The 19,559-nt window shown below is 63.0% G+C and carries 16 protein-coding genes; 8 read left to right on the forward strand and 8 right to left on the reverse strand.

Going from position 1 to position 19,559, the window contains the following annotated elements:
- Positions 1-50: 50 nt before the first annotated feature.
- From ACQKRQ_RS36510 to garD, 4 genes are all read right to left on the reverse strand, one after another.
- Positions 51-1,043 carry a TRAP transporter substrate-binding protein gene (locus tag ACQKRQ_RS36510; protein WP_132382856.1) on the reverse strand — a complete coding sequence of 331 codons (993 nt, stop codon included), beginning with the start codon at positions 1,041-1,043 and terminating at the stop codon, positions 51-53.
- Positions 1,044-1,670: 627 nt separating this feature from the next.
- Positions 1,671-2,600, reverse strand: a complete 930-nt coding sequence (locus ACQKRQ_RS36515) for an SMP-30/gluconolactonase/LRE family protein (protein WP_427482479.1) — start codon at positions 2,598-2,600, stop codon at positions 1,671-1,673.
- A complete protein-coding gene (locus ACQKRQ_RS36520; protein WP_427482481.1) occupies positions 2,597-3,439 on the reverse strand; it encodes an NAD-dependent epimerase/dehydratase family protein in 843 nt (280 codons plus the stop codon). Before ACQKRQ_RS36520 ends, ACQKRQ_RS36515 begins: the two co-directional genes overlap by 4 nt.
- 54 nt (positions 3,440-3,493) lie before the next feature.
- The gene (gene garD / locus ACQKRQ_RS36525) at positions 3,494-5,083 is read right to left on the reverse strand and encodes a galactarate dehydratase (protein WP_427482483.1); all 1,590 of its coding nucleotides are present in this window, start codon (positions 5,081-5,083) and stop codon (positions 3,494-3,496) included.
- A gap of 226 nt (positions 5,084-5,309) precedes the next feature.
- Here garD and kdgD point away from each other — a divergent pair, with 226 nt between their 5' ends.
- The 3 genes from kdgD to ACQKRQ_RS36540 all read left to right on the forward strand — a co-directional run bounded on the left by kdgD (position 5,310) and on the right by ACQKRQ_RS36540 (position 8,733).
- Positions 5,310-6,227, forward strand: coding sequence for a 5-dehydro-4-deoxyglucarate dehydratase (kdgD, locus tag ACQKRQ_RS36530; protein ID WP_132382848.1), 918 nt, complete (start codon positions 5,310-5,312; stop codon positions 6,225-6,227).
- A gap of 148 nt (positions 6,228-6,375) precedes the next feature.
- Entirely contained in the window at positions 6,376-7,788 is a 1,413-nt protein-coding gene (locus ACQKRQ_RS36535) for an MFS transporter (protein ID WP_427482486.1), read from the forward strand.
- Positions 7,789-7,989: 201 nt separating this feature from the next.
- Entirely contained in the window at positions 7,990-8,733 is a 744-nt protein-coding gene (locus tag ACQKRQ_RS36540) for a FadR/GntR family transcriptional regulator (RefSeq protein WP_132382844.1), read from the forward strand.
- Between the two features lie 98 nt (positions 8,734-8,831).
- On the opposite strand, the gene ACQKRQ_RS36545 is transcribed toward ACQKRQ_RS36540, so the two are convergent.
- Positions 8,832-10,415, reverse strand: a complete 1,584-nt coding sequence (locus ACQKRQ_RS36545) for an aldehyde dehydrogenase (NADP(+)) (protein ID WP_427482488.1) — start codon at positions 10,413-10,415, stop codon at positions 8,832-8,834.
- Between the two features lie 221 nt (positions 10,416-10,636).
- Here ACQKRQ_RS36545 and garL point away from each other — a divergent pair, with 221 nt between their 5' ends.
- The 3 genes from garL (at position 10,637) to ACQKRQ_RS36560 (ending at position 14,617) form a co-directional block, all read left to right on the forward strand.
- Positions 10,637-11,437, forward strand: a complete 801-nt coding sequence (gene garL / locus ACQKRQ_RS36550; protein ID WP_427482490.1) for a 2-dehydro-3-deoxyglucarate aldolase — start codon at positions 10,637-10,639, stop codon at positions 11,435-11,437.
- 31 nt (positions 11,438-11,468) lie between these two features.
- Positions 11,469-12,362 carry a 2-hydroxy-3-oxopropionate reductase gene (locus ACQKRQ_RS36555; protein ID WP_427482492.1) on the forward strand — a complete coding sequence of 298 codons (894 nt, stop codon included), beginning with the start codon at positions 11,469-11,471 and terminating at the stop codon, positions 12,360-12,362.
- Positions 12,363-12,610: 248 nt separating this feature from the next.
- Entirely contained in the window at positions 12,611-14,617 is a 2,007-nt protein-coding gene (locus tag ACQKRQ_RS36560) for a glycoside hydrolase family 28 protein (RefSeq protein ID WP_427482562.1), read from the forward strand.
- 164 nt (positions 14,618-14,781) lie between these two features.
- Here ACQKRQ_RS36560 and ACQKRQ_RS36565 read toward each other — a convergent pair whose 3' ends face one another.
- Both ACQKRQ_RS36565 and ACQKRQ_RS36570 read right to left on the reverse strand, forming a co-directional pair.
- Positions 14,782-16,074 (reverse strand): MFS transporter, encoded by a 1,293-nt coding sequence (locus ACQKRQ_RS36565; RefSeq protein ID WP_408178430.1) that lies wholly within the window; start codon positions 16,072-16,074, stop codon positions 14,782-14,784.
- A gap of 29 nt (positions 16,075-16,103) precedes the next feature.
- A complete protein-coding gene (locus ACQKRQ_RS36570; RefSeq protein ID WP_427482494.1) occupies positions 16,104-16,940 on the reverse strand; it encodes an NAD-dependent epimerase/dehydratase family protein in 837 nt (278 codons plus the stop codon).
- A 393-nt stretch (positions 16,941-17,333) separates the two neighbouring features.
- Here ACQKRQ_RS36570 and ACQKRQ_RS36575 point away from each other — a divergent pair, with 393 nt between their 5' ends.
- Complete coding sequence (locus ACQKRQ_RS36575; protein WP_132382830.1) at positions 17,334-17,876, forward strand: DUF2867 domain-containing protein; 543 nt, start codon at positions 17,334-17,336, stop codon at positions 17,874-17,876.
- A gap of 124 nt (positions 17,877-18,000) precedes the next feature.
- On the opposite strand, the gene ACQKRQ_RS36580 is transcribed toward ACQKRQ_RS36575, so the two are convergent.
- Complete coding sequence (locus ACQKRQ_RS36580) at positions 18,001-18,822, reverse strand: alpha/beta fold hydrolase (RefSeq protein WP_132382828.1); 822 nt, start codon at positions 18,820-18,822, stop codon at positions 18,001-18,003.
- A 376-nt stretch (positions 18,823-19,198) separates the two neighbouring features.
- On the opposite strand from ACQKRQ_RS36580, the gene ACQKRQ_RS36585 reads away from it, so the two are divergent.
- Complete coding sequence (locus ACQKRQ_RS36585) at positions 19,199-19,393, forward strand: hypothetical protein (RefSeq protein WP_427482497.1); 195 nt, start codon at positions 19,199-19,201, stop codon at positions 19,391-19,393.
- The last annotated feature ends 166 nt before the right edge of the window (positions 19,394-19,559 follow it).

A 19,559-nucleotide genomic window follows, 5' to 3' on the forward strand; every position in this document is an offset into this window, starting at 1 on the left:
TCTTCTCGCAGGCTCTGTGCGCCGCAACTGTGCCTCCGTTCAGGCGAACCTTATTTGACTGCCTGAATCTCGTCGACGAGCTGCTTCATTTGCGGGGTCTTTTCGTACTTCGCCCAGACCGGCTGCATGGCCTTGACGAACGCGGCGCGATCGATCTGCGTCGAGGCGACGATGGTCGCACCGCCCTTCGTGACCGTCTTGCCCGCGTCGGCTTCACGCGCCGTCCACAGCTTCTGGTAGTACGGCACCGAGTCGGCGGCAGCCTTCTTGATGATGTCCTGTTCTTGCGGCGTCAGCGTGTCCCACACTTTCTTCGAGAACACCAGCACTTCCGGCGTCATCGAATGCTGGGTTTCGGAGTAGACCGGCGCGACTTCGAAGTGCTTGGTCTCTTCGTACGACGGCAGGTTGTTCTCAGCGGCATCCACCAGACCCGTCTTCAGGCCCGTATAGACCTCGGCGAACGGCATCGGCGTGGGCGTGCCGCCCATTGCGCGGATTTCGTCGACCATCAGATCGGACGGTTGGACGCGAACCTTGAGGCCCTTCATGTCAGCCGGCGTGTGAATCGGCTTCTTGGTGTAGATGGAACGCGCGCCGCTCTCGTAGAACGTCAGCGCGATCATGCCCTTCGCCTTGAATGCGTCGAGAATCTTCTGGCCTTCCGGGCCGTACATCACTTTGCGGAAATGGTCGATGTCGCGGAACAGGAACGGCAGCGACGGGATCATCGATTCGGGCACGATCTCGTTGAAAGCGGCACCGTTGGCGCGCGCCATGTCCAATGCGCCGATGCGCACCTGATCGATCGTGTCGTTTTCGGAACCCAGCGCGCTATTGCCGAAGACCTTCACGGAATCCTTGCCGCCGGTTGCCTTGTTGATCTGTTCCCCCATGTATTTCACGGCCATGTTGGTCGGATAGGTGTCGCCGTGCACGTCGGACACGCGGAACACACGCGCTTGTGCCGACACGGTGCTGAAGGCCAGCAGCGAGGCTGCGACGATCATCGAAACACGGGAAGAGGCAAACTTCTTATTCATCGTGAAATTCCTTGAAAAATTGACCATCCAATCGATTGCGGAGGGCCCGCTTGCGGTGGCCGCCCGCGGATGCGACATGGTTTGCTGCGTCTCCCGGCTCGACGCTCGCCACCGCTTGCGGTCACGAGCGCTTTGCCATGCTGGTCTGTGCAACGTCCCCGGCGCAGATGCTCAGCACTCCTGTCAGACAACTCGACTCTTTTACTTTTGCTTCAACTGCATCGGCTTGCGTCGCGCGTGCGAGTAGTCGCGCGCGTCGACGCCGCCTCGTTCATACCGAAAACTTGAAAATTCACAGAAAGGAATTCGTTTGGGCTTATACGTTGTACGACGACATATGAAGTCTATAAAACGAAGTTTGAGTTGTACAGACGGTATTTACCCGCACCGCGAAGGCATCCGGCACGGATGGCCGATGCATCGCACGGCGAGTCCCTACGCCAACTGGCGCGGCGCTCCCGGGGTAAAACCGGCATGCCCCGGAGACGCGGTTTTTCGTAGCGAAATGTGACGAGACCGTAGTCTTTACACCACAATGTTGTACGACGACCTATGAATATCGAGCAGACAAACAAAGGGCGCCGGAGCATGACGACATGCCCGGCGCCCTTCTCATGCGGGCTTTGCTTACAGCTCGCCGGCGAACTCCGGCTCGGGCAGTCCGGTCACGCCAGGACGCACGGCGAACAGATGGCCGTCGTGCTCGCTCGCGTTCGCTGCGGGACGAATCGAAGTGACGAACAGCGTGTCCAGATCGCGGCCACCGAAGGCACACATGGCCGGCTTGATGGCCGGCACGGCGATCTGCCGGTCCAGCTTGCCTTCGGGCGTGAAGCGCAGCAACAGGCCTGCGTCGTTCGCGCAGATCCAGTAGCAGCCGTCGGCGTCCACCGCGGCGCCGTCCGGACGGCCCGCATGGTTGTTCAGATCAGCGAACACGCGACGGTTGCGCGGCTCGCCAGTCTCGACGTCGTAATCGAAGGCCCAGATCTGCCTGCGCAACGGATGCGAGTCCGACAGATACATGGTCGTGCCGTCCGGCGACCACGCGAGGCCGTTCTGCGTAATGAGCGCGTCGACGACCGGCGCGGACAGCACGCCGCGCGCATCGAAACGATAGAGCGCACCGGCCGGCTTGGCCGCCGCCATGTCCTGCACCATCGTGCCGGCCCAGAAGCGTCCTTGCCGGTCGCAGCGGCCGTCGTTGAAACGCATGTCGTCGCAAGCGAAATCCGGGGCGGCGAGCTTGCGCCCTGTCACCTGCACGGGTTCGCCGTTCGCCGAGGGCGCGGTCAGCGTGACCGCAAAGAGCCCAGTCTCGCAGCCGGCCAGCACCGTGCCGCGATGATCGAACGCGATGCATGCGACTTTCTCCGGCAGCAACCATTCAGAGCGCTCGCCCGAATCGATCCGCAACCGCACGATCTTTTGCGCCGGAATATCCACCCAATACAGGGCTTGCTCCGCGACGCGCCACACAGGACTTTCACCGACTGAGGCCGGCGCCTGCCCCGCTGCCTCGACTCGCTCCACTCGCGGGTTCGCCGCGGCGCTCACCGTTTCGGCTCCATCGGACCGGCGAGCACAAACGGGCCGCCCTGGAAACGCTGCGTCGGATCGTCGAGTTCGGCGGTCGGTGCCGTGACCGGAAAGAGATGCTCGAATTCGACCGAACTGTCTTGCGGACGAAAACCAAGGAACGCGGCCTTCGTGTTGTCCACCCACTTGGTCCGGTTATCCGACACGCCGTAGACGATCGCGTGACCCACGCGGTTGGTGAACAGCGAGCAGCGCACCAGCTCGATGAAGTCGCGATAGCTCAGAAAGGTCACGAGCATGCGCGGATTCTTCGGCTGCTCGAACGACGAACCGATCCGCAGACACACGGTCTCCAGACCGAAGCGATCGAAGTAGTAACGCGACAACGATTCACCAAAGCATTTCGTCACGCCGTACAGGCTGTCGGGACGCAGCGGCGCATCGATATCGACCACCTCCGTCACCGGATGAAAACCCACCGCATGATTCGAGCTCGCATACACGATGCGCTTCACGCCCTGCTTCTGCGCAGCCGAATAGAGGTTGTACAGGCCACGGATATTCGCTTCGATCAGATCTTCGAACGGCGCCTCGACGGAAATGCCGCCGAGGTGAATCACCGCGTCCACGCCTTCGAGCAGCGCGTGGACCGCGGCTTCGTCCGCGAGGTCGACGGTCGAAGCTTCCTCATGCGCCGCCACGTCGCCAAGCGGAGCGATATCCGTGACGCGCACGATATCGGCCCACGTGGCGAGCGCGCCGCGCAACTGCTTGCCGAGGTTGCCCGCCGCGCCGGTGAGCAGCAGGCGGCGAAAGGGTTTCTGTGCCGCGCCGCGGTCAAGGTTCGAGTCAGTCATGTTTCTATAGTGGTGTGAGTGCGATCGGATCAGGCAAGGCAGCCAGCCGGCCCATCAGGTCACCGGCGCCGGATTGAACAGCGTCAACGCATTGTGGAGCTTGAGCTTTTCAGCGCAGGTCTCCTTGCGCCCGCTGGCGACGTCGAGCATCAGACGGAACAGTTCCCAGCCCACCTCTTCGATGGTCGCCGCGCCGGTCGCGATGGTGCCGGCGTTGATGTCCATCAGGTCGTGCCAGCGGCGCGCCAGATCCGAGCGCGTCGCGACCTTGATGACGGGCACTTCGGCGAGGCTATACGGCGTGCCGCGGCCGGTGGTGAAAACGTGCAGGTTGATACCCGCCGCGACTTGCAGCGTACCGCAGATGAAGTCGCTAGCCGGCGTGGCCGCGTAAATCAGGCCTTTCTGGCGAACCTTCTCGCCCGGCGACAACACGCCGGAAATCGCCGAATTGCCCGACTTGATGATCGACCCCATCGCCTTTTCGACGATGTTCGACAAGCCGCCCTTCTTGTTGCCAGGCGTGGTGTTGGCGCTGCGATCGGCGCCGCCGCGCTTCAGATAATCGTCGTACCACTGCATCTCGCGGATGATCGCCGCGGCGACCTCCGGGTTGGCCGCGCGCGCCGTCAATTGATCGACGCCGTCGCGCACTTCGGTGACTTCGGAGAACATGACCGTGGCGCCGGCACGCACCAGCAAGTCGGTCGCGTAGCCCACCGCGGGATTCGCGGTGAGGCCGGAGAACGCGTCGCTGCCGCCGCATTGCACGCCGATCACGAGATCGGACGCGGGGCAAGTCTCGCGGCGGCGATTGTTCAAACGCTTCAGATGACCATCGGCCATTCGCATGATCGACTCGATCATCGACTGGAAGCCGACGTGCGATTCGTCTTGCAGTACGACGACGTCGCCGTTCAGATCGGCCTCGATATCGCCGATGTCCGCGACTTCGGCCACATTCGCGGCCGCGGCGATCGGAATCGTGCCGGGCGGCATCAGGCGCTCAGGCTGCAGCTTCTCGCAACCGAGGCTGACCATCATCACCTCGCCGCCGAAATTCGGATTAAGGCTGATGTTGCGCACGGTGCGGATCGGCACCATCGCGTCGGGTGCGTCGATCGCAACGCCGCAACCGTAGGTGTGGCCGAGGCTCACCACGTCGTCGACGTTCGGATAGTTAGGCAGCAGTTCGGCCTTGATGCGGGTGACCGCGTGCTGGACCACATCGGCGACGCATTGCACCGTGGTCGTGATGGCGAGAATGTTGCGCGAGCCAACCGAGCCGTCCGCGTTGCGGTAGCCCTCGAACGTGTAGCCCTCGAGCGGCGGCATCTCCGGCGCCTTGATCGTGGCGATCGGCAGATCCTCGAGTCCCGGCGGGCTCGGCATGCGGATCACATGTTCGTTGATCCAGCTGCCCTTGGGCAGCGCCTTGAGCGCATAGCCGATCACCACGTTGTAGCGGATGACCTCGTCGCCCTCGGCCAGATCCGCCAGCGCGACCTTGTGCCCTTGCGGCACGCGCTCGCGCAGCGCCAGGCCATCGGGAAATACCGCGCCCTCACCCAGGCCGCCGTCGTTGACGACGATCGCGACATTGTCATTGGGGTGAACGCGAATGTAGAGCGGAGATTGTTCCATTGCATCGATCCTTATGGCGATGTACGCCTGCTGCGCCAGCTATTCATACGTCATCCTACAACACAGAAGATTGCACAGACGTTCCGTATTTACCCTAGGAGAAGCATTATGCCGTGAAATGCCCGTTGAGTTAGCCGTTTTGTTGTTGTACGATGACGTATAAGAAATCTCAATTTCTATCTGAACGAACCACCCGCGAACCATTCCGACGCTCTGGATACTCATCATGACGACACCGCAGGAACTGAAGCAGATCGTTTCCGAAGGCCTCCTGTCCTTCCCCGTTACCGACTTTGACGAACAAGGCGATTTCCGCGCCGACACCTATGCTGAGCGCCTCGAATGGCTCGCTCCTTACGGCGCGTCGGCGCTGTTCGTCGCCGGCGGCACGGGCGAATTCTTCTCGCTCACGCACAACGACTATTCGAACGTCGTGAAGACGGCCGCCGAAGTCTGCAAAGGCAAGGTGCCGATTCTCGCCGGCGCGGGCGGCCCGACGCGCGTCGCGATCGCTTACGCACAGGAAGCCGAGCGCCACGGCGCGAACGGCATTCTGCTGATGCCGCACTACCTGACGGAAGCCTGCCAGGAAGGTATCGCCGCGCACGCTGAAGAAGTCTGCAAGTCCGTGCCGAACATGGGCGTGATCATCTACAACCGTGCGAACTCGAAGCTTAACGCCGATATGCTCGAAGGGCTGGCCGAGCGCTGCCCGAACCTGATCGGCTTCAAGGACGGCGTGGGCGAGATCGAGAACATGGTGTCGATCCGCCGCCGCCTCGGCGACCGCTTCTCCTATCTCGGCGGCTTGCCGACCGCGGAAGTCTATGCCGCGGCGTATAAGGCGCTGGGCGTGCCGGTGTATTCGTCGGCAGTGTTCAACTTCATTCCGAAGACCGCGATGGACTTCTATCGCGCCATCGCCGCGGACGACCACGCGACCGTCGGCAAGCTGATCGACGAATTCTTCCTGCCGTATCTGGCAATCCGCAACCGCCGCGCCGGCTACGCGGTCAGCATCGTCAAGGCGGGCGCGAAGCTGGTCGGCCACAGCGCCGGTCCGGTCCGCGCGCCGCTGACCGATCTGACGGAAGAAGAAATGAGCAAGCTGGACGCGCTCATCAAGACGCTCGGTCCGCAGTAATCCGGCTGGCCTATTAGTAGCAATTGACACCCGCCGGCCGTGCGAACGATGGCTGCGTAGACGGCACCGCAAAGAGCGCCCGGGACGGCAACGTCGCCGGGCGTTTTTGTGCCGCACGAATGTATCGACAAGGCGTCGTAGCCGCTTTTTGCGCCACGACGCCTCGGGAGCTCACTCCTCCCGCGCAAAAGAAATTCAGGAGATGACCATGGAAATGAGCCGCACCGTCAGTGCCGCCCACGTCGCAAAGCGCACCCGAGTCCGCTACGGAATCCTGCTGCTGATCTTTCTGATCACGACCTTCAACTATGCGGACCGCGCCACGCTGTCGGTGACCGGCTCGGCCATGCGCGCCGAGTTCGGCTTCGACGCGATCCGCATGGGCTACATCTTCTCCGCGTTCAGTTGGGCCTACGTGCTGTCGCAACTGCCGGCCGGCTGGCTGCTGGACCGCTTCGGCGCACGGCGCGTCTACGCGGCGAGCATTTTCTTCTGGTCGCTCTTCACGCTGCTGCAAAGCTCGATCGGCTTGCTGGGCAGCGCGGCGGCCGCCGTCACCGCGCTGTTCGTGCTGCGCTTTGCGATGGGCGCGGCCGAATCGCCGGCATTTCCGGCCAATGCGAAGGTCGTGGCGAGCTGGTTCCCGACCAACGAACGCGGCACGGCGTCGGCCATTTTCAATTCGGCGCAATACTTCGCGGCGGTCGTGTTCACGCCGTTGATGGCGTGGCTTACCCACGCGTTCGGCTGGCACATGGTCTATGTCGTGATGGGCGTGATGGGGCTCCTGCTCGCGCTCACCTGGCTGAAGGTGATGAAGAATCCCACGGATCATCCGCGTGTTTCGCGCGCCGAGTTGGAGTACATCGAACAGGGCGGCGGCGTGATCAGCGGGCAGAAGCAAGCCCGATCCGCCGACAAGATCGAAAGTACCGGCGGCTGGTCCCTGGTTCGCCAACTCCTCAGCAACCGCATGCTGGTCGGCGTCTATCTTGCGCAGTACTGCATCAACGTGCTGACCTACTTCTTCCTGACGTGGTTTCCGATCTATCTCGTGCAGGCGCGTGGCATGACGATTCTGCAAGCGGGTCTGGTCGCTTCGCTGCCGGCGATTTGCGGATTCTCGGGCGGCGTGCTCGGCGGCATCTTGTCCGACGGACTGATCCGTCGCGGCCATTCGCTCACGATCGCGCGCAAGGTGCCGATCGTCGGCGGCATGCTGCTGTCGGTGTGCATCATCGGCTGCAACTATGTGTCGACCGACTGGGTCGTCGTCGCGCTCATGTCGCTCGCGTTCTTCGGCAAAGGGATCGGCGCGCTCGGCTGGGCTGTCGTCGCCGATACGTCGCCGAAAGAAGCGCTCGGCCTCTCGGGCGCGATCTTCAATATGTTCGGCAACGTGGCCGGCATCGTGACGCCGATCGTGATCGGCTATCTCGTGGCGAAGACCGGCTCGTTCAACGGCGCGCTGGTGTTCGTGGGCATCAATGCCCTGCTCACGGTGTTCAGCTATCTCGTGATCGTGAAAGACATCAAGCGGGTCGAGTTGCGCCCGCGCTGATCGCGCGGCGGTTATCGTACTTCTCTGCGGACGGCGAAATGAGCGCCGCCGCAGCGTGAAACGCAGGCTAGAAAGGGACCCCGGCGTCGCATCGGGCGCCGGCCCGCAAAATGATATGGCGTGGTTATAATCAGTCGTCAGACGACGGTATAATGAAACGCATGAAGTGTCTGCAACTATCTGATTCAAGGGGCGTTTTCGATGGCTACACCACTGGCATCCGCGGCACCGCCACGACGCGCTCGTAATCTTGCCGAGTTCGTCGTCAGCTACGTCACCGAGCAAATCGCGTCCGGCGCGTTGAAGCCCGGCGACAAGCTGCCGACCGAATCGCAGCTCATGGTCACGCTGAGCGTGAGCCGCACCGTCATTCGCGAGGCGATTTCGCGTTTGCAGGCGGGCAAGATCATCGAGACGCGGCACGGCATCGGCAGCTTCGTGCTCGAGCCGCAGCGCGAAAAGCTGGGCATCGACATGGTGCCCGCCACCACTCTGCGCGACGTGCTGTCGATCCTGGAACTGCGCATCAGTCTCGAAACGGAATGCGCGGGTCTCGCGGCCCAGCGCGCCAAGCCGGATGACCTCGCGCGCATGCGCGGCGCGCTCGACGCAATCGAAGCCACGCGCCATAACGGGCTGGACAGCGTCGACGCCGATCTGCAGTTTCATATCTCGGTGGCGCGCGCCACGGGCAACCGCTATTTCGTCGACATTCTCACGCAAATGGGCAGCGCGCTGATTCCGCGGAACCGGCTCGATTCGGCGGGCATTGCGCGCGCGGAACCGGACGCGTATCTGTCGCTCGTCAACCTTGAGCACGAAAGCATTCTCGAAGCAATCACGCGGCACGATGCGGAAGGCGCGCGCGCGGCCATGCGCATGCATCTGTCCAACAGCCGCGAGCGTCTGCGGCGCGCTAACGAAGCCGCCGAGGCGAATAGCTGATTCGGCTCGCTTCTGATTTAGGTTCGCTAAGGCGGACGCAATAGAAAAATGGCCGGGATATCCCGGCCATTCTTTTATCTCACTCGATTACCCGCCCCTTAACTGCGCGTGATCTCGCCATCGCGACGACGCCACAGGTCCAGCGGGTTGCCGTCGGTCAGCGCTTGCGGCAGCAGATCGGCCGGGAAATCCTGGTAGCACACCGGACGCAGAAAACGCTCGATCGACGTCGTGCCGACCGACGTCGCGCGGCTATCGGACGTCGCCGGAAACGGGCCGCCGTGCACCATCGCGTGCGACACCTCGACGCCCGTCGGGAAACCATTCACCAGAATCCGGCCGGCCTTGCGTTCGAGAATCGGCACCAGCTTCTTCGCCGCTGCCAGGTCGGCGCTGTCCATCTGCACCGTGGCGGTCAACTGGCCGGCAAAGTGCTCGGCGACCGCGAGCAGTTCCCGCTCGTCCTTGCAACGGACGATGGTCGACGCCGGGCCGAACACCTCGTCTTCCAGTGCCGGCGTGGCGAGGAACGTCTGTGCGTCGGTCACGAACAACGCCGCGCGCGCCTGCGTCGGGCCGGTTGTATCGACACCGCGCGCTACTGCCTCGACGCCCTTGATCGCCGCCAGCTTGCCCTCGCCTTCTTCATAAGCAGCGCAGATGCCGGACGTCAGCATGGTCTGCGCGGGCTTGCCGCTCAGCGCGTTCGACGCCGTGGCGACGAAAGTCTTGAGCGCGTCGCTGTCGACGGCAATCGCGAGACCCGGATTGGTACAGAACTGGCCGGCGCCAAGGACCAGCGAATCGACGAAACCGCGCGCAATGCTCTCGCCGCGCGCAGCCAGCGCATTCGACAGGAGGAACACGGGATTGATGCTGCTCATTTCCGCGTAGACCGGAATCGGCTCGGCACGCGCCGCCGCGACGCGCATCAGCGACGTGCCGCCCGCGCGCGAACCGGTGAAGCCAACCGCCTTGATCGCCGGATGCGCGACCAGCGCCTCGCCGACGGAATTCCCCGCGCCGACGATCATCGAGAACACGCCTTCCGGCAAGTCCATCTCTTGCGCGACGCGCTGGATCACGCGGCCGACCATCTCGGACGTGCCAAGGTGCGCGCGGTGCGCCTTCACCACGACCGGGCAGCCGGCCGCGAGCGCTGCCGCCGTGTCGCCGCCCGCCACCGAAAACGCGAGCGGGAAATTGCTGGCGCCGAACACCGCGACCGGGCCGAGCGGAATCTTTTGCATGCGCAGGTCAGAGCGCGGCAGCGGCTTGCGCTCCGGCAGCGGCGAATCGAGCGTGGCGGCGAGCCACTGGCCGGCGCGCACGACTTGCGCGAACAGCTTGAGCTGGCCGGTGGTGCGGCCGCGTTCGCCTTCGAGACGCGCCTTCGGCAGACCCGATTCCTGGTGCGCCCGTTCGATCAGCGCGTCGCCCAACGCCGTGATGCCGTCGGCGATACGCTCGAGAAACTCGGCGCGCACCGTGAGCGGCAGTTGTCGGTACGGATCGAACGCTTGCTGCGCCAGCTCGCATGCCTGTCCCACGACGGCCACCGAGCCGCTGCCGAAAACCGGCTCCGCGATATCGGAACCCGTGGCAGGATTGAACGCATGCAATGGTTTTTCCTCGCCGCGCACCGCTTGGCGGCCGATCAGCATTTCGCCGGTAATAGACATTTGCTTTCCTTGAGTGAAGGCCTAAGATATAGGTCATCCTACAACATTACGAGGTATGAGCGCAACCTGAAACGCTTGCCTGGCGAGGAATTCGGGTTAACGTGACCGTTACAACCGGCGAGGCCGGTGCTAATCTGCAATCAAGACATACGACGACCTATAACTCGTGTTGAGCCGTCGTCGGAACTTGCCCGATCCATTACCGTTCGAGGAAACAGCCGATGCCAGCCGTCACGCCTTACCAGCCCTTACCCAACAGTTTCCGCCGAGCAGTGTGCGGCGGTGAAACCCTGATCGGCTGCTGGGCGTCGCTCGCCAGCCCGATCGTCACCGAACTGCTCGGCATTATCGGCTTCGACTGGATGCTGCTGGACGCCGAGCACGCGCCGAACGACGTCCTCACGCTGATCCCGCAGTTGATGGCGCTCAAGGACAGCGGCAGCGCGCCGGTCGTACGGCCGCCCGCTAACGACAGCGTGTTCATCAAGCGGCTCCTCGACACCGGCTTCTCGAATTTCCTGGTGCCGTTCGTGGAAAGCGCCGACGACGCGGCGCGCGCCGTTGCCGCCACGCGTTACCCGCCGCAGGGCATTCGCGGCGTTTCGGTGAGCCATCGCGGCAATCGTTACGCGACGGTGCCCGACTACTTCGACGTCGCCAACGACAACGTCTGCGTCATCGTGCAGATTGAAAGCCGCAAGGCCGTCGACGCGATCGACGAAATTCTCGCCGTTGACGGCATCGACGCCGTGTTCGTCGGACCGTCCGACCTCGCGGCCGCATACGGCCATCTCGGCAATCCGAATCATCCCGACGTGCAGGCGGCGATCGCGCGCGTGTTCGAACGCGCGCAAGCCGCGGGCAAGCCGAGCGGCATTCTCGCGCCGGTGCAGGCCGACGCGGAGCGCTACATCTCCATGGGCTGCAGCGTCGTCGCGGTCTGCGCGGATATGGGGCTGCTGAAAGCGGCCGCGCAGACGGTTCAAAAACACTTCATGCAGAAACAGGCGGGCCAGCAATAACCCGGCCGCCATGACATCTTCGGAGCATTCCATGCAAAAAGCAGGCTTTATCGGACTCGGCATCATGGGCAAGCCCATGGCCGCCAACCTTCTCAAGAACGGCGTCGCGCTGGCAGCGTTCACACGCAGCGGCGTGCCCGACGATCTCATCCAGGCGGGCGCTGTCGCGTGCGACAGCCCCGCCGCCGTGGCCGCGCAGGCCGACGTGATTTTCATCATGGTGCCGGATACGCCCGACGTCGAGCGCGTGCTGTTTGGCGAACAAGGTCTCGCCGGATCGTTGCGCGCGGGACAAACCGTCGTCGACATGAGCTCGATTTCGCCGATGGCCACCCGCGAGTTCGCGGCCCGCGTGCGCGAGAGCGGCGCGGACTATCTGGATGCGCCGGTTTCCGGCGGCGAAGTCGGCGCCAAGGCCGGCTCGCTGACCATCATGGTGGGCGGCGAAACCGCGACCTTCGATGCCGTCAAGCCGCTGTTCGACATGATGGGCAAGAACGTCACGCTGATCGGTGGCGTCGGCGCCGGCCAGGTGTGCAAGGTGGCCAACCAGGTGATCGTCGCCGCGACGATCGAGGCAGTCGGCGAGGCGCTGCTGCTCGCCTCCAAGGCCGGCGTCGATCCGGCGCGCGTGCGGGAAGCGCTGATGGGCGGGTTCGCGTCCTCGCGCATTCTCGAAGTGCACGGCGAACGCATGACCAAACGCACCTTCGATCCGGGCTTCCGCATCGAGTTGCACCAGAAGGATCTGAACCTCGCGCTCTCCACCGCGCAATCGCTCGGCGTCTCCCTGCCGAATACGGCCACCTGCCAGGCGCTGTTCAACGCCTGCGTCGCGCACGGCGGCAAGGCGTGGGACCACTCGGCGATGGTGCGCGCGCTCGAATTCCTCGCCGATCACGAGATTGGCCAGAAAACCGCTTAAGCCGCACGCCGCTTTTAAATGCGCCGCTCCGCTTGCCTTATGCAGATAGGCAGGACGGAGCGGCGCATACGTGCGTTCGCCGGCTTCGCAGCGAGTTGACGGAAGTCGTGTCACTTCCACCGCTAAAGTTTTTTACAAACATTAAGGATGCCTTACGTTAAGTAAACAGGTTCGACGAGCTGCATTCCCCAAAGTAGCAACGATTATTGACAACGCCCGCAAAGGGCAAGGAGACATCCGTGGCAACCATAGATAAAACCAACGGCAAGCGGGCAACATCGAAAACGCCCGGCCAGGCTGAGCCGAATTCGCCCGCTCGCCGCGCCTTTATCGTGCTGGCGGGTACGTCAGCCGGCGCGACGCTGCTAGGCGGCTTGTCCGCCTGCGGCGGTTCCGTCAACGGCGGCCCATCCGCGCCGCCCGTGGTACAGGATCCGATCTGGGGCACCTCGGGCGCCGCGACGCAGATCATCGCTTCCTTGCAAGGCATCACCCAGTCGATGTTTCCCACACGCGACTTCCTGGTCACGCAATACGGCGCCACACCGTGCGCCGTCGTTGCCGCGGCTAATCCGTACACGGGCTCGGCATCGGTCGCGAGTCCCGGTTCCAACCTGACCAACGCCGCCGCCTCGTTCGACTCGCGCCCCGCGTTTCTCGCCGCCATCCAGGCCTGCAATGCCGCAGGCGGCGGACGCGTGGTCGTGCCGGCCGGCACGTGGTACTGCGCTGGCCCGATCGTCCTGCTGAGCAACGTGAACTTTCACCTCAGCGCGAATTGCACGATCTATTTCAGCCCGAACCCCGCCGACTACGCGAAGGACGGCCCGGTCGCCTGCGGCGCCAATGGCAATCTGTTCTATAGCCGCTGGCAGGCGAATGATTGCCTGAACTACGGCTCGCCGGTCTACGCGCGCAACCAGACCAACATCGCGCTGACCGGCGAAGACGCGACCTCGGTGCTCAACGGTCAAGCCATGACGCCGTTCGCCGGCAGCGGCAACACCGCCACGTGCTGGTGGACTTTCAAGGGATCGAATGGCGCATACGGCTGCGTAAATTCATCGACGCCTTCGCAGGCGTACCTGAATCCGAAGAACGTCGATCTGAAAACCGCCGCACCCGGCATTTCCGATGCGCTCTATGCGCAACTGACCAGTCCCACGACACCGTGGCAGGAAGACCAGAACTACCTGCCCGCTCTCTCCGAAGCCGGTGTGCCGATTGCGCAGCGCGTCTTCGGTGTCGGCCACTATCTGCGTCCGTGCATGGTCGAGTTCATCGGCTGCACGAATGTGTTGATGGAGAACTACAGCACCAACAACACGCCGTTCTGGCAGCATCATCCGACCGATTGCAAGAACGTCGTGATTCGCGGCGTGACGACCAACAGCATCGGCCCGAATAACGACGGCTTCGATCCGGACGCGTGCAACAACGTGCTGTGCGACAGCGTCACGTTCAACACCGGCGACGATTGCATCGCGATCAAGTCGGGCAAGGATCTGGATACGCAATACGGTCCCGCGCAGAATCACGTGATTCAGAACTGCATCATGAACAGCGGTCACGGCGGCATCACGCTCGGTAGCGAAATGGGCGGCGGCGTGCAGAACATCTATGCGCGCAATCTGCAGATGCTGAATCAGAACTGGGCGACCAATCCGCTGAACATCGCGATTCGCATCAAGACGAATATGAATCGCGGCGGCTTCGTGAAGAACTTCTATGTCGATAAAGTCACGCTGCCCAACGGCGTCGCCCTGAAAGGCGGGGGTTACGGCAGCGCGTTGCTGAGCGGCAGCCCGATCAACGCCACGGTGCCGCTTGGCGTCGTGACGGCGAGCGCAGCCAATCCGTCGGCGGCGCAGGGCGGCCTGATCACGTTCGACTGCGACTACCAACCGGCGAACGACGCCATTCGAATCCGTCCGGCGGTCGTCCAGAACGTGAACATTTCGAACGTGACGGCGAGCAACGTGACGCTTAACGGCGTGACCGGCTCGTGCTTTCAGGCGATCGTCGCTCAAGGGCCCGTCGCGTTCGACTACAACGGCGCGGCCCCGACGCCGACCATTCCGCCGATCAGCGGCGTGACGATCTCGAACTGCAATCTGGGCACGGCGGTCTCGGCCGGGCCCGCGAGCGCGACTACACCTGGACCGATCTACGCGTACAACGTCAACGGCATTACGTTGAACAATGTGGTGATCGGCGCGACGACTTACAACACGACGGTCGTCGATAAGCGTTAAGCCGTTAGCGGTTGAACGGTTGGGCGAAGTGCGAGCTTCGTTCAGTCGTGGAGATTCAAGAAACGCAGGGAACAAAAACAAAAATGGCGGCGCCCGAAAGCGCCGCCATTTTCATTTCCGGCTCGACTGATCAGCGTCCGGAATTCATCGCGACCTGGCCTGACTCACTTGACCACCGCGCTCGCCGGTGTCCAGCGCGGCTCGGGCGTCTTGTCGGCGCTCTTCGCCAGCAGACACACCACAGCGGCCGCGATGATGTCGAACACCGCAAGCACCACGAACAACGGGCTATAGCCGATCTGCGTGACCAGCACGCCGAACAGCGCCGTGAACGCAGCCGCGCCCAGGTAGCCTGCCATACCGCCCATGCCGGTCGCGGTGGCGACTTCGTTCTTGCCGAACATATCGGACGTAATCGCGTACAGTGCACCCGACAAGGTCTGATGCGCAAAACCGCCGACGCACAGCAGCGCCACCGCCACATAAGGACTCGCCACCAGGCCGACGCAAGCCGGTCCGATCATGAACAGCGCGCCGACCACGAACACCATCTTGCGCGACGTGAAGAGCGACACCTTCGCGTACTTGTGAAACAGCGGACTGAGATAGCCGCCCAGCACGCAGCCGATGTCGGCGGCCAGAAACGGCATCCAAGCATACAGCGCGACTTCCTTCAGGTTCATGTGACGCTCGGTCATCATGTACAACGGAATCCACGCGTTGAAGGTCTGCCATGCCGGTTCGGACAGCATGCGCGGAATGCCGATCGCCCAGAAATCGCGGCTGCCGAGCATGGCGAGCCAGCTGCGCTTGGCGGCGCCGGCGTCGCTGTGCTTCGCTTCCTGGCCGCTGAGAATGTAGTCGCGTTCAGCGTCGCTCAACAGCTTCTGGTTGCGCGGGTGCTTGTAGAGCACCATCCACAGCACGCTCCAGATAATCCCAGCCACGCCGACGATCACGAAGGCCAACTGCCACTCGCCGCGCAACAACGCCCACACCACCAGCGGCGGCGCCAGCAACGCGCCGATCGACGAGCCGATGTTGAACCAGCCGATCGCCACCGAACGCTCCTTGGCGGGGAACCACTCGCTCGTCGCCTTGACGCCGGCCGGAATGCCGGCCGCCTCGGCAATGCCGAGCAGGCCGCGGAAGAACGCGAGGCTGCGCCAGCCCGTCGACCACGCCGCCGCTGCGCAAGCCAGCGACCATGCCAGCGCGAACGCCGCAAAGCCGATCTTGGTGCCGACAGTGTCGAGCAGGTAGCCGGCGACGGGCTGCATGAATGCATAGCAAAGCTGCCACGCCACGACCACGTGCGAATACTGCTCCGTGGTGATGTGGAGGTCCTTCATCAACGTCGGCGCCGCGACTGACAGCGTATTGCGCGCGAGGTAATTGATAATGAGCCCGGCCGCGACCAGACTGACCATCCACCAGCGGATGCCCTTGATTTTCATTGCTGCGTCTCCTCGTAATCCTGAACGGCTCAAACAGGCCGCGTAGTGGAAGCGGCCGAGCCGTCCGAAGCGGCGTCATCGCGCGAATAATCGATACCCACAAAGCTGCCGCCCTGGAAGCGCTGGCCGAGCGCGTCGAGCGGATTCGGCCGCGCGAGGATTTCCTCGGCGTAGACCTCGGCATCCTGCGTCGGCTGATAGCCCAGACGTTCGGCGCCGCTGTTGTCCCACCAGCTGCGTGTGTTGGCCGACACGCCCCAGATGGTCAGGAAGCCCACGTTCTCCGCTTCGACACAGCGGTCGAGGAAGTGCAGCAGATCGCGGTGACCGAACCAGGTGCTCAGGTGCCGGGGCTCGGTCGGCCGCTCGAGGCAACTGCCGATGCGCACGCAAACGCTCTCGATGCCGTGCTTGTCCCAGTACATTCTAGCGAGCGCTTCGCCCCACACCTTGCTCAGGCCGTAGAAGCCGTCCGGGCGCAGTTCGCAGTCGAGGCTGAGATGCTCGGTGACCGGATACATGCCGATCGCATGATTGGAGCTCGCGAACACGATGCGCTTCACGCCTTGCCGGCGCGCGCCTTCGTACACTTCGACCAGCCCGCGCAGATTGTTTTCGATGATCTCGGGCAGCGGACGCTCCACGCTCGTACCCGCGAAATGGATCAGGACGTCCACGCCTTCCAGCAGACGATCCACGATCGCGGGGTCGCGCAGATCGCCGTGCATCACGTCCTCGCCTTCCACGAGCGGCACGAGGGCCTTCGAGCCCGCGGCCGAACGCAACGGCGTGCCGCGTGCGATCAACGCAGCGCGTACCACCGAGCCAAGCTGGCCACCGGCTCCACTCAGAGCAATCTTCTTCATAAGGTTCCTTTCCTGCGCCGCGCGCGATCGAACTTGGGTACAGCCGTCGCTTCTGTCATGCCGGCAGCGTCTGCCGATTCAGCGGTAGTTGTACGATAACGTACTATCAACGATGCCAGACCGGATTTCAATTAGGCACTTACCCTTATCTCAATGAGCTGCCCACCAAATTTATCTTAATAAACAAGCGAATAGGCGGACCCTATTTATGTGACATCGTATAACTAGAAACGCGCTTTCGCTCCAGAATCCGGGATGGGAAGGACCTCGTCGGCCGGCTCCGCGCAGACGCGCACAAGCGCGTAGACTTGATGCGCTCACGCGCAAGCCGGACTGCCGCCATAATCCGGCGCAGCGCCCCTCTTCGATTGATTTTTAGCGCCGCACGCCACCATGCTCACTGTCCACTGTTCCGTGCAGTCCGTTGCCCTTCCGGCTGAATCGAGCGTCGCGCGTTTGTACGACGCGCCGGATCTGGCCGACGCCTATGCGGTCCGCCTGCCCGAGAACGCCATCGACGATCCGGAGTTGCTGGCGCGCTTCGTGTTCGCGCATCAGGCGGGATGGGTCGCGAGGTTGATGGGCTTGCGCGATGCGATCGTCGCCCGTTTCGGCCTGAAGACCGCGGCGCAGTTACGCAGCATCAAGGATCCCGCCGCCGCAAGGGAGCGCCTCGACATCTTCAGGATCTACACGCGTAGCGCGCACGAGATCATCCTCGGCGAAAACGACCGTCATCTCGACTTCCGGGTTTCAGTGCTGCAGCAAACTCGCGGCACGCAGGAAGGACGCTCCCGCTATCTGATCCTGTCCACCGTCGTGCATTGCCACAATCGACTCGGCCGTTTCTATATTCTCGCGATCGCGCCGTTCCACCGGATGGTGGTGCGCTCGTCATTGCGGCGAGCGGCGCGCATCGGCTGGCCGACCGCCTGAGCGGTTCGACACGCGGGCGCGTGAACGATCACGGCCCGCGGTTCGGGTTCAAGTGCAACTGGGCGTGCTTGCTTACCCGCAGCCCACCGCACTCGCGACATCGACGCATCAACACGTCACCGCATTACGACCCGATGAACTCCAGCAGATCGCCGTTCACCTTGGCGGCCTCGACGGTGCACATGCCGTGCTGGCCGCCCGGATAGACCTTGAGCGTGGCGTTCTTCACGATCTTCGCGGTCAGACGGCCGGCCGCATCGATCGGCACGATCTGGTCGTCGTCGCCGTGCAGCACTAGCGTCGGCACGTCGATCTTCTTCAGGTCTTCCGTGTAGTCGACTTCGGAGAACTGCTTGATGCAGTCGTACAGTCCCTTGATCGACCCAGCCATGCCCTGGACCCAGAACGAATCGATCACGCCTTGCGACACCTTCGCGCCCGGACGGTTGTAGCCGTAAAACGGCAGCGCCAGATCCTTGAAGAACTGCGAGCGGTCGTCTTCCACGCCTTTGCGGATGCCGTCGAACACGTCGATCGGCGTGCCGTTCGGATTGCTCTCCGTCTTCAGCATCAACGGCGGCACCGCGCCGATCAGCACGGCCTTCGCGACGCGTTGCGTGCCATGCCGGCCGATGTAATGCGCGACTTCCCCGCCGCCCGTCGAATGGCCGACGAGCGTGGCGTCCTTCAGATCGAGTTGTTCGATCAGCGCGGCGAGATCGTCGGCGTAGGTGTCCATGTCATTGCCGTCCCACGTCTGCTCCGACCGGCCATGCCCGCGCCGGTCATGGGCGATCACGCGAAAGCCTTTGTTGCCGAGGAACATCATCTGCGCGTCCCAGGCGTCCGCGCTCAACGGCCAACCGTGCGAGAAGACGACCGGGCGACCCTTGCCCCAGTCCTTATAGAAAATGGTCGTACCGTCTTTCGTCTTGATCGTGCTCATCTGCTGACTCCTGTTAGTTGAAGTCTGCCGTCGCCGGCAGGTGGATGAAGCGTGTTCTCCTGAACCATTCGCGCGGCACGCGACACGACGCCCATTCGAGGCACGGCATGCCTCGCACCACACGTTGATGACGGATTCGCGACGCGCCCAGGCGATTCAGCCGGTGCGTCGGCGATGACTATTCGAAGCGAATAACGGGAAAAAATACTGGACTGGCTATACGGCGTGCATGCGTGAGTAGCATGCGCTCATTTGAAAAATGCTGCCGTTTGGCTGCCTGCATGGTATGGGCAATCGAGCCCGTTGGCTAGCCGCCGGGCGCATGGAAAGTCCGTTCTGACGGAGTGATTGTCGGTTGATGACAAGCCGATCCCAATTGCCGAACATCGCCTTGTGGAGCGAATCTGCGGGCGGCGGCCTTAATGTGCTCCAGACCGATGCCGAGCCCGGCTCAAAGGCGTTCGAATCCACCCGCGCGACAATGCTGCAGCGCGGTCGATTGCCGCAGTCGCACCGTCGGCGCACCGAAACCGTGCCCGGCGCGCCCAGCAAGGCAATCAGGAAAACTTGATATCCATCAAGGACTTGCCGTCTCAAAATAAAAAAACGCCGCAAAACAACGTGGTTTTTTGACGCACGTCGCGTCGCAGCAAAGAATTTCCTCATCCCCTACTCTTGCGCCATCTGCCCAGCGCAGTGCGCACCGACAACGGTCGACGCGCGTAGTCCGCCCTCGC

It is taken from the genome of Paraburkholderia sp. NPDC080076 (assembly GCF_050281145.1).
GTDB lineage: Bacteria > Pseudomonadota > Gammaproteobacteria > Burkholderiales > Burkholderiaceae > Paraburkholderia.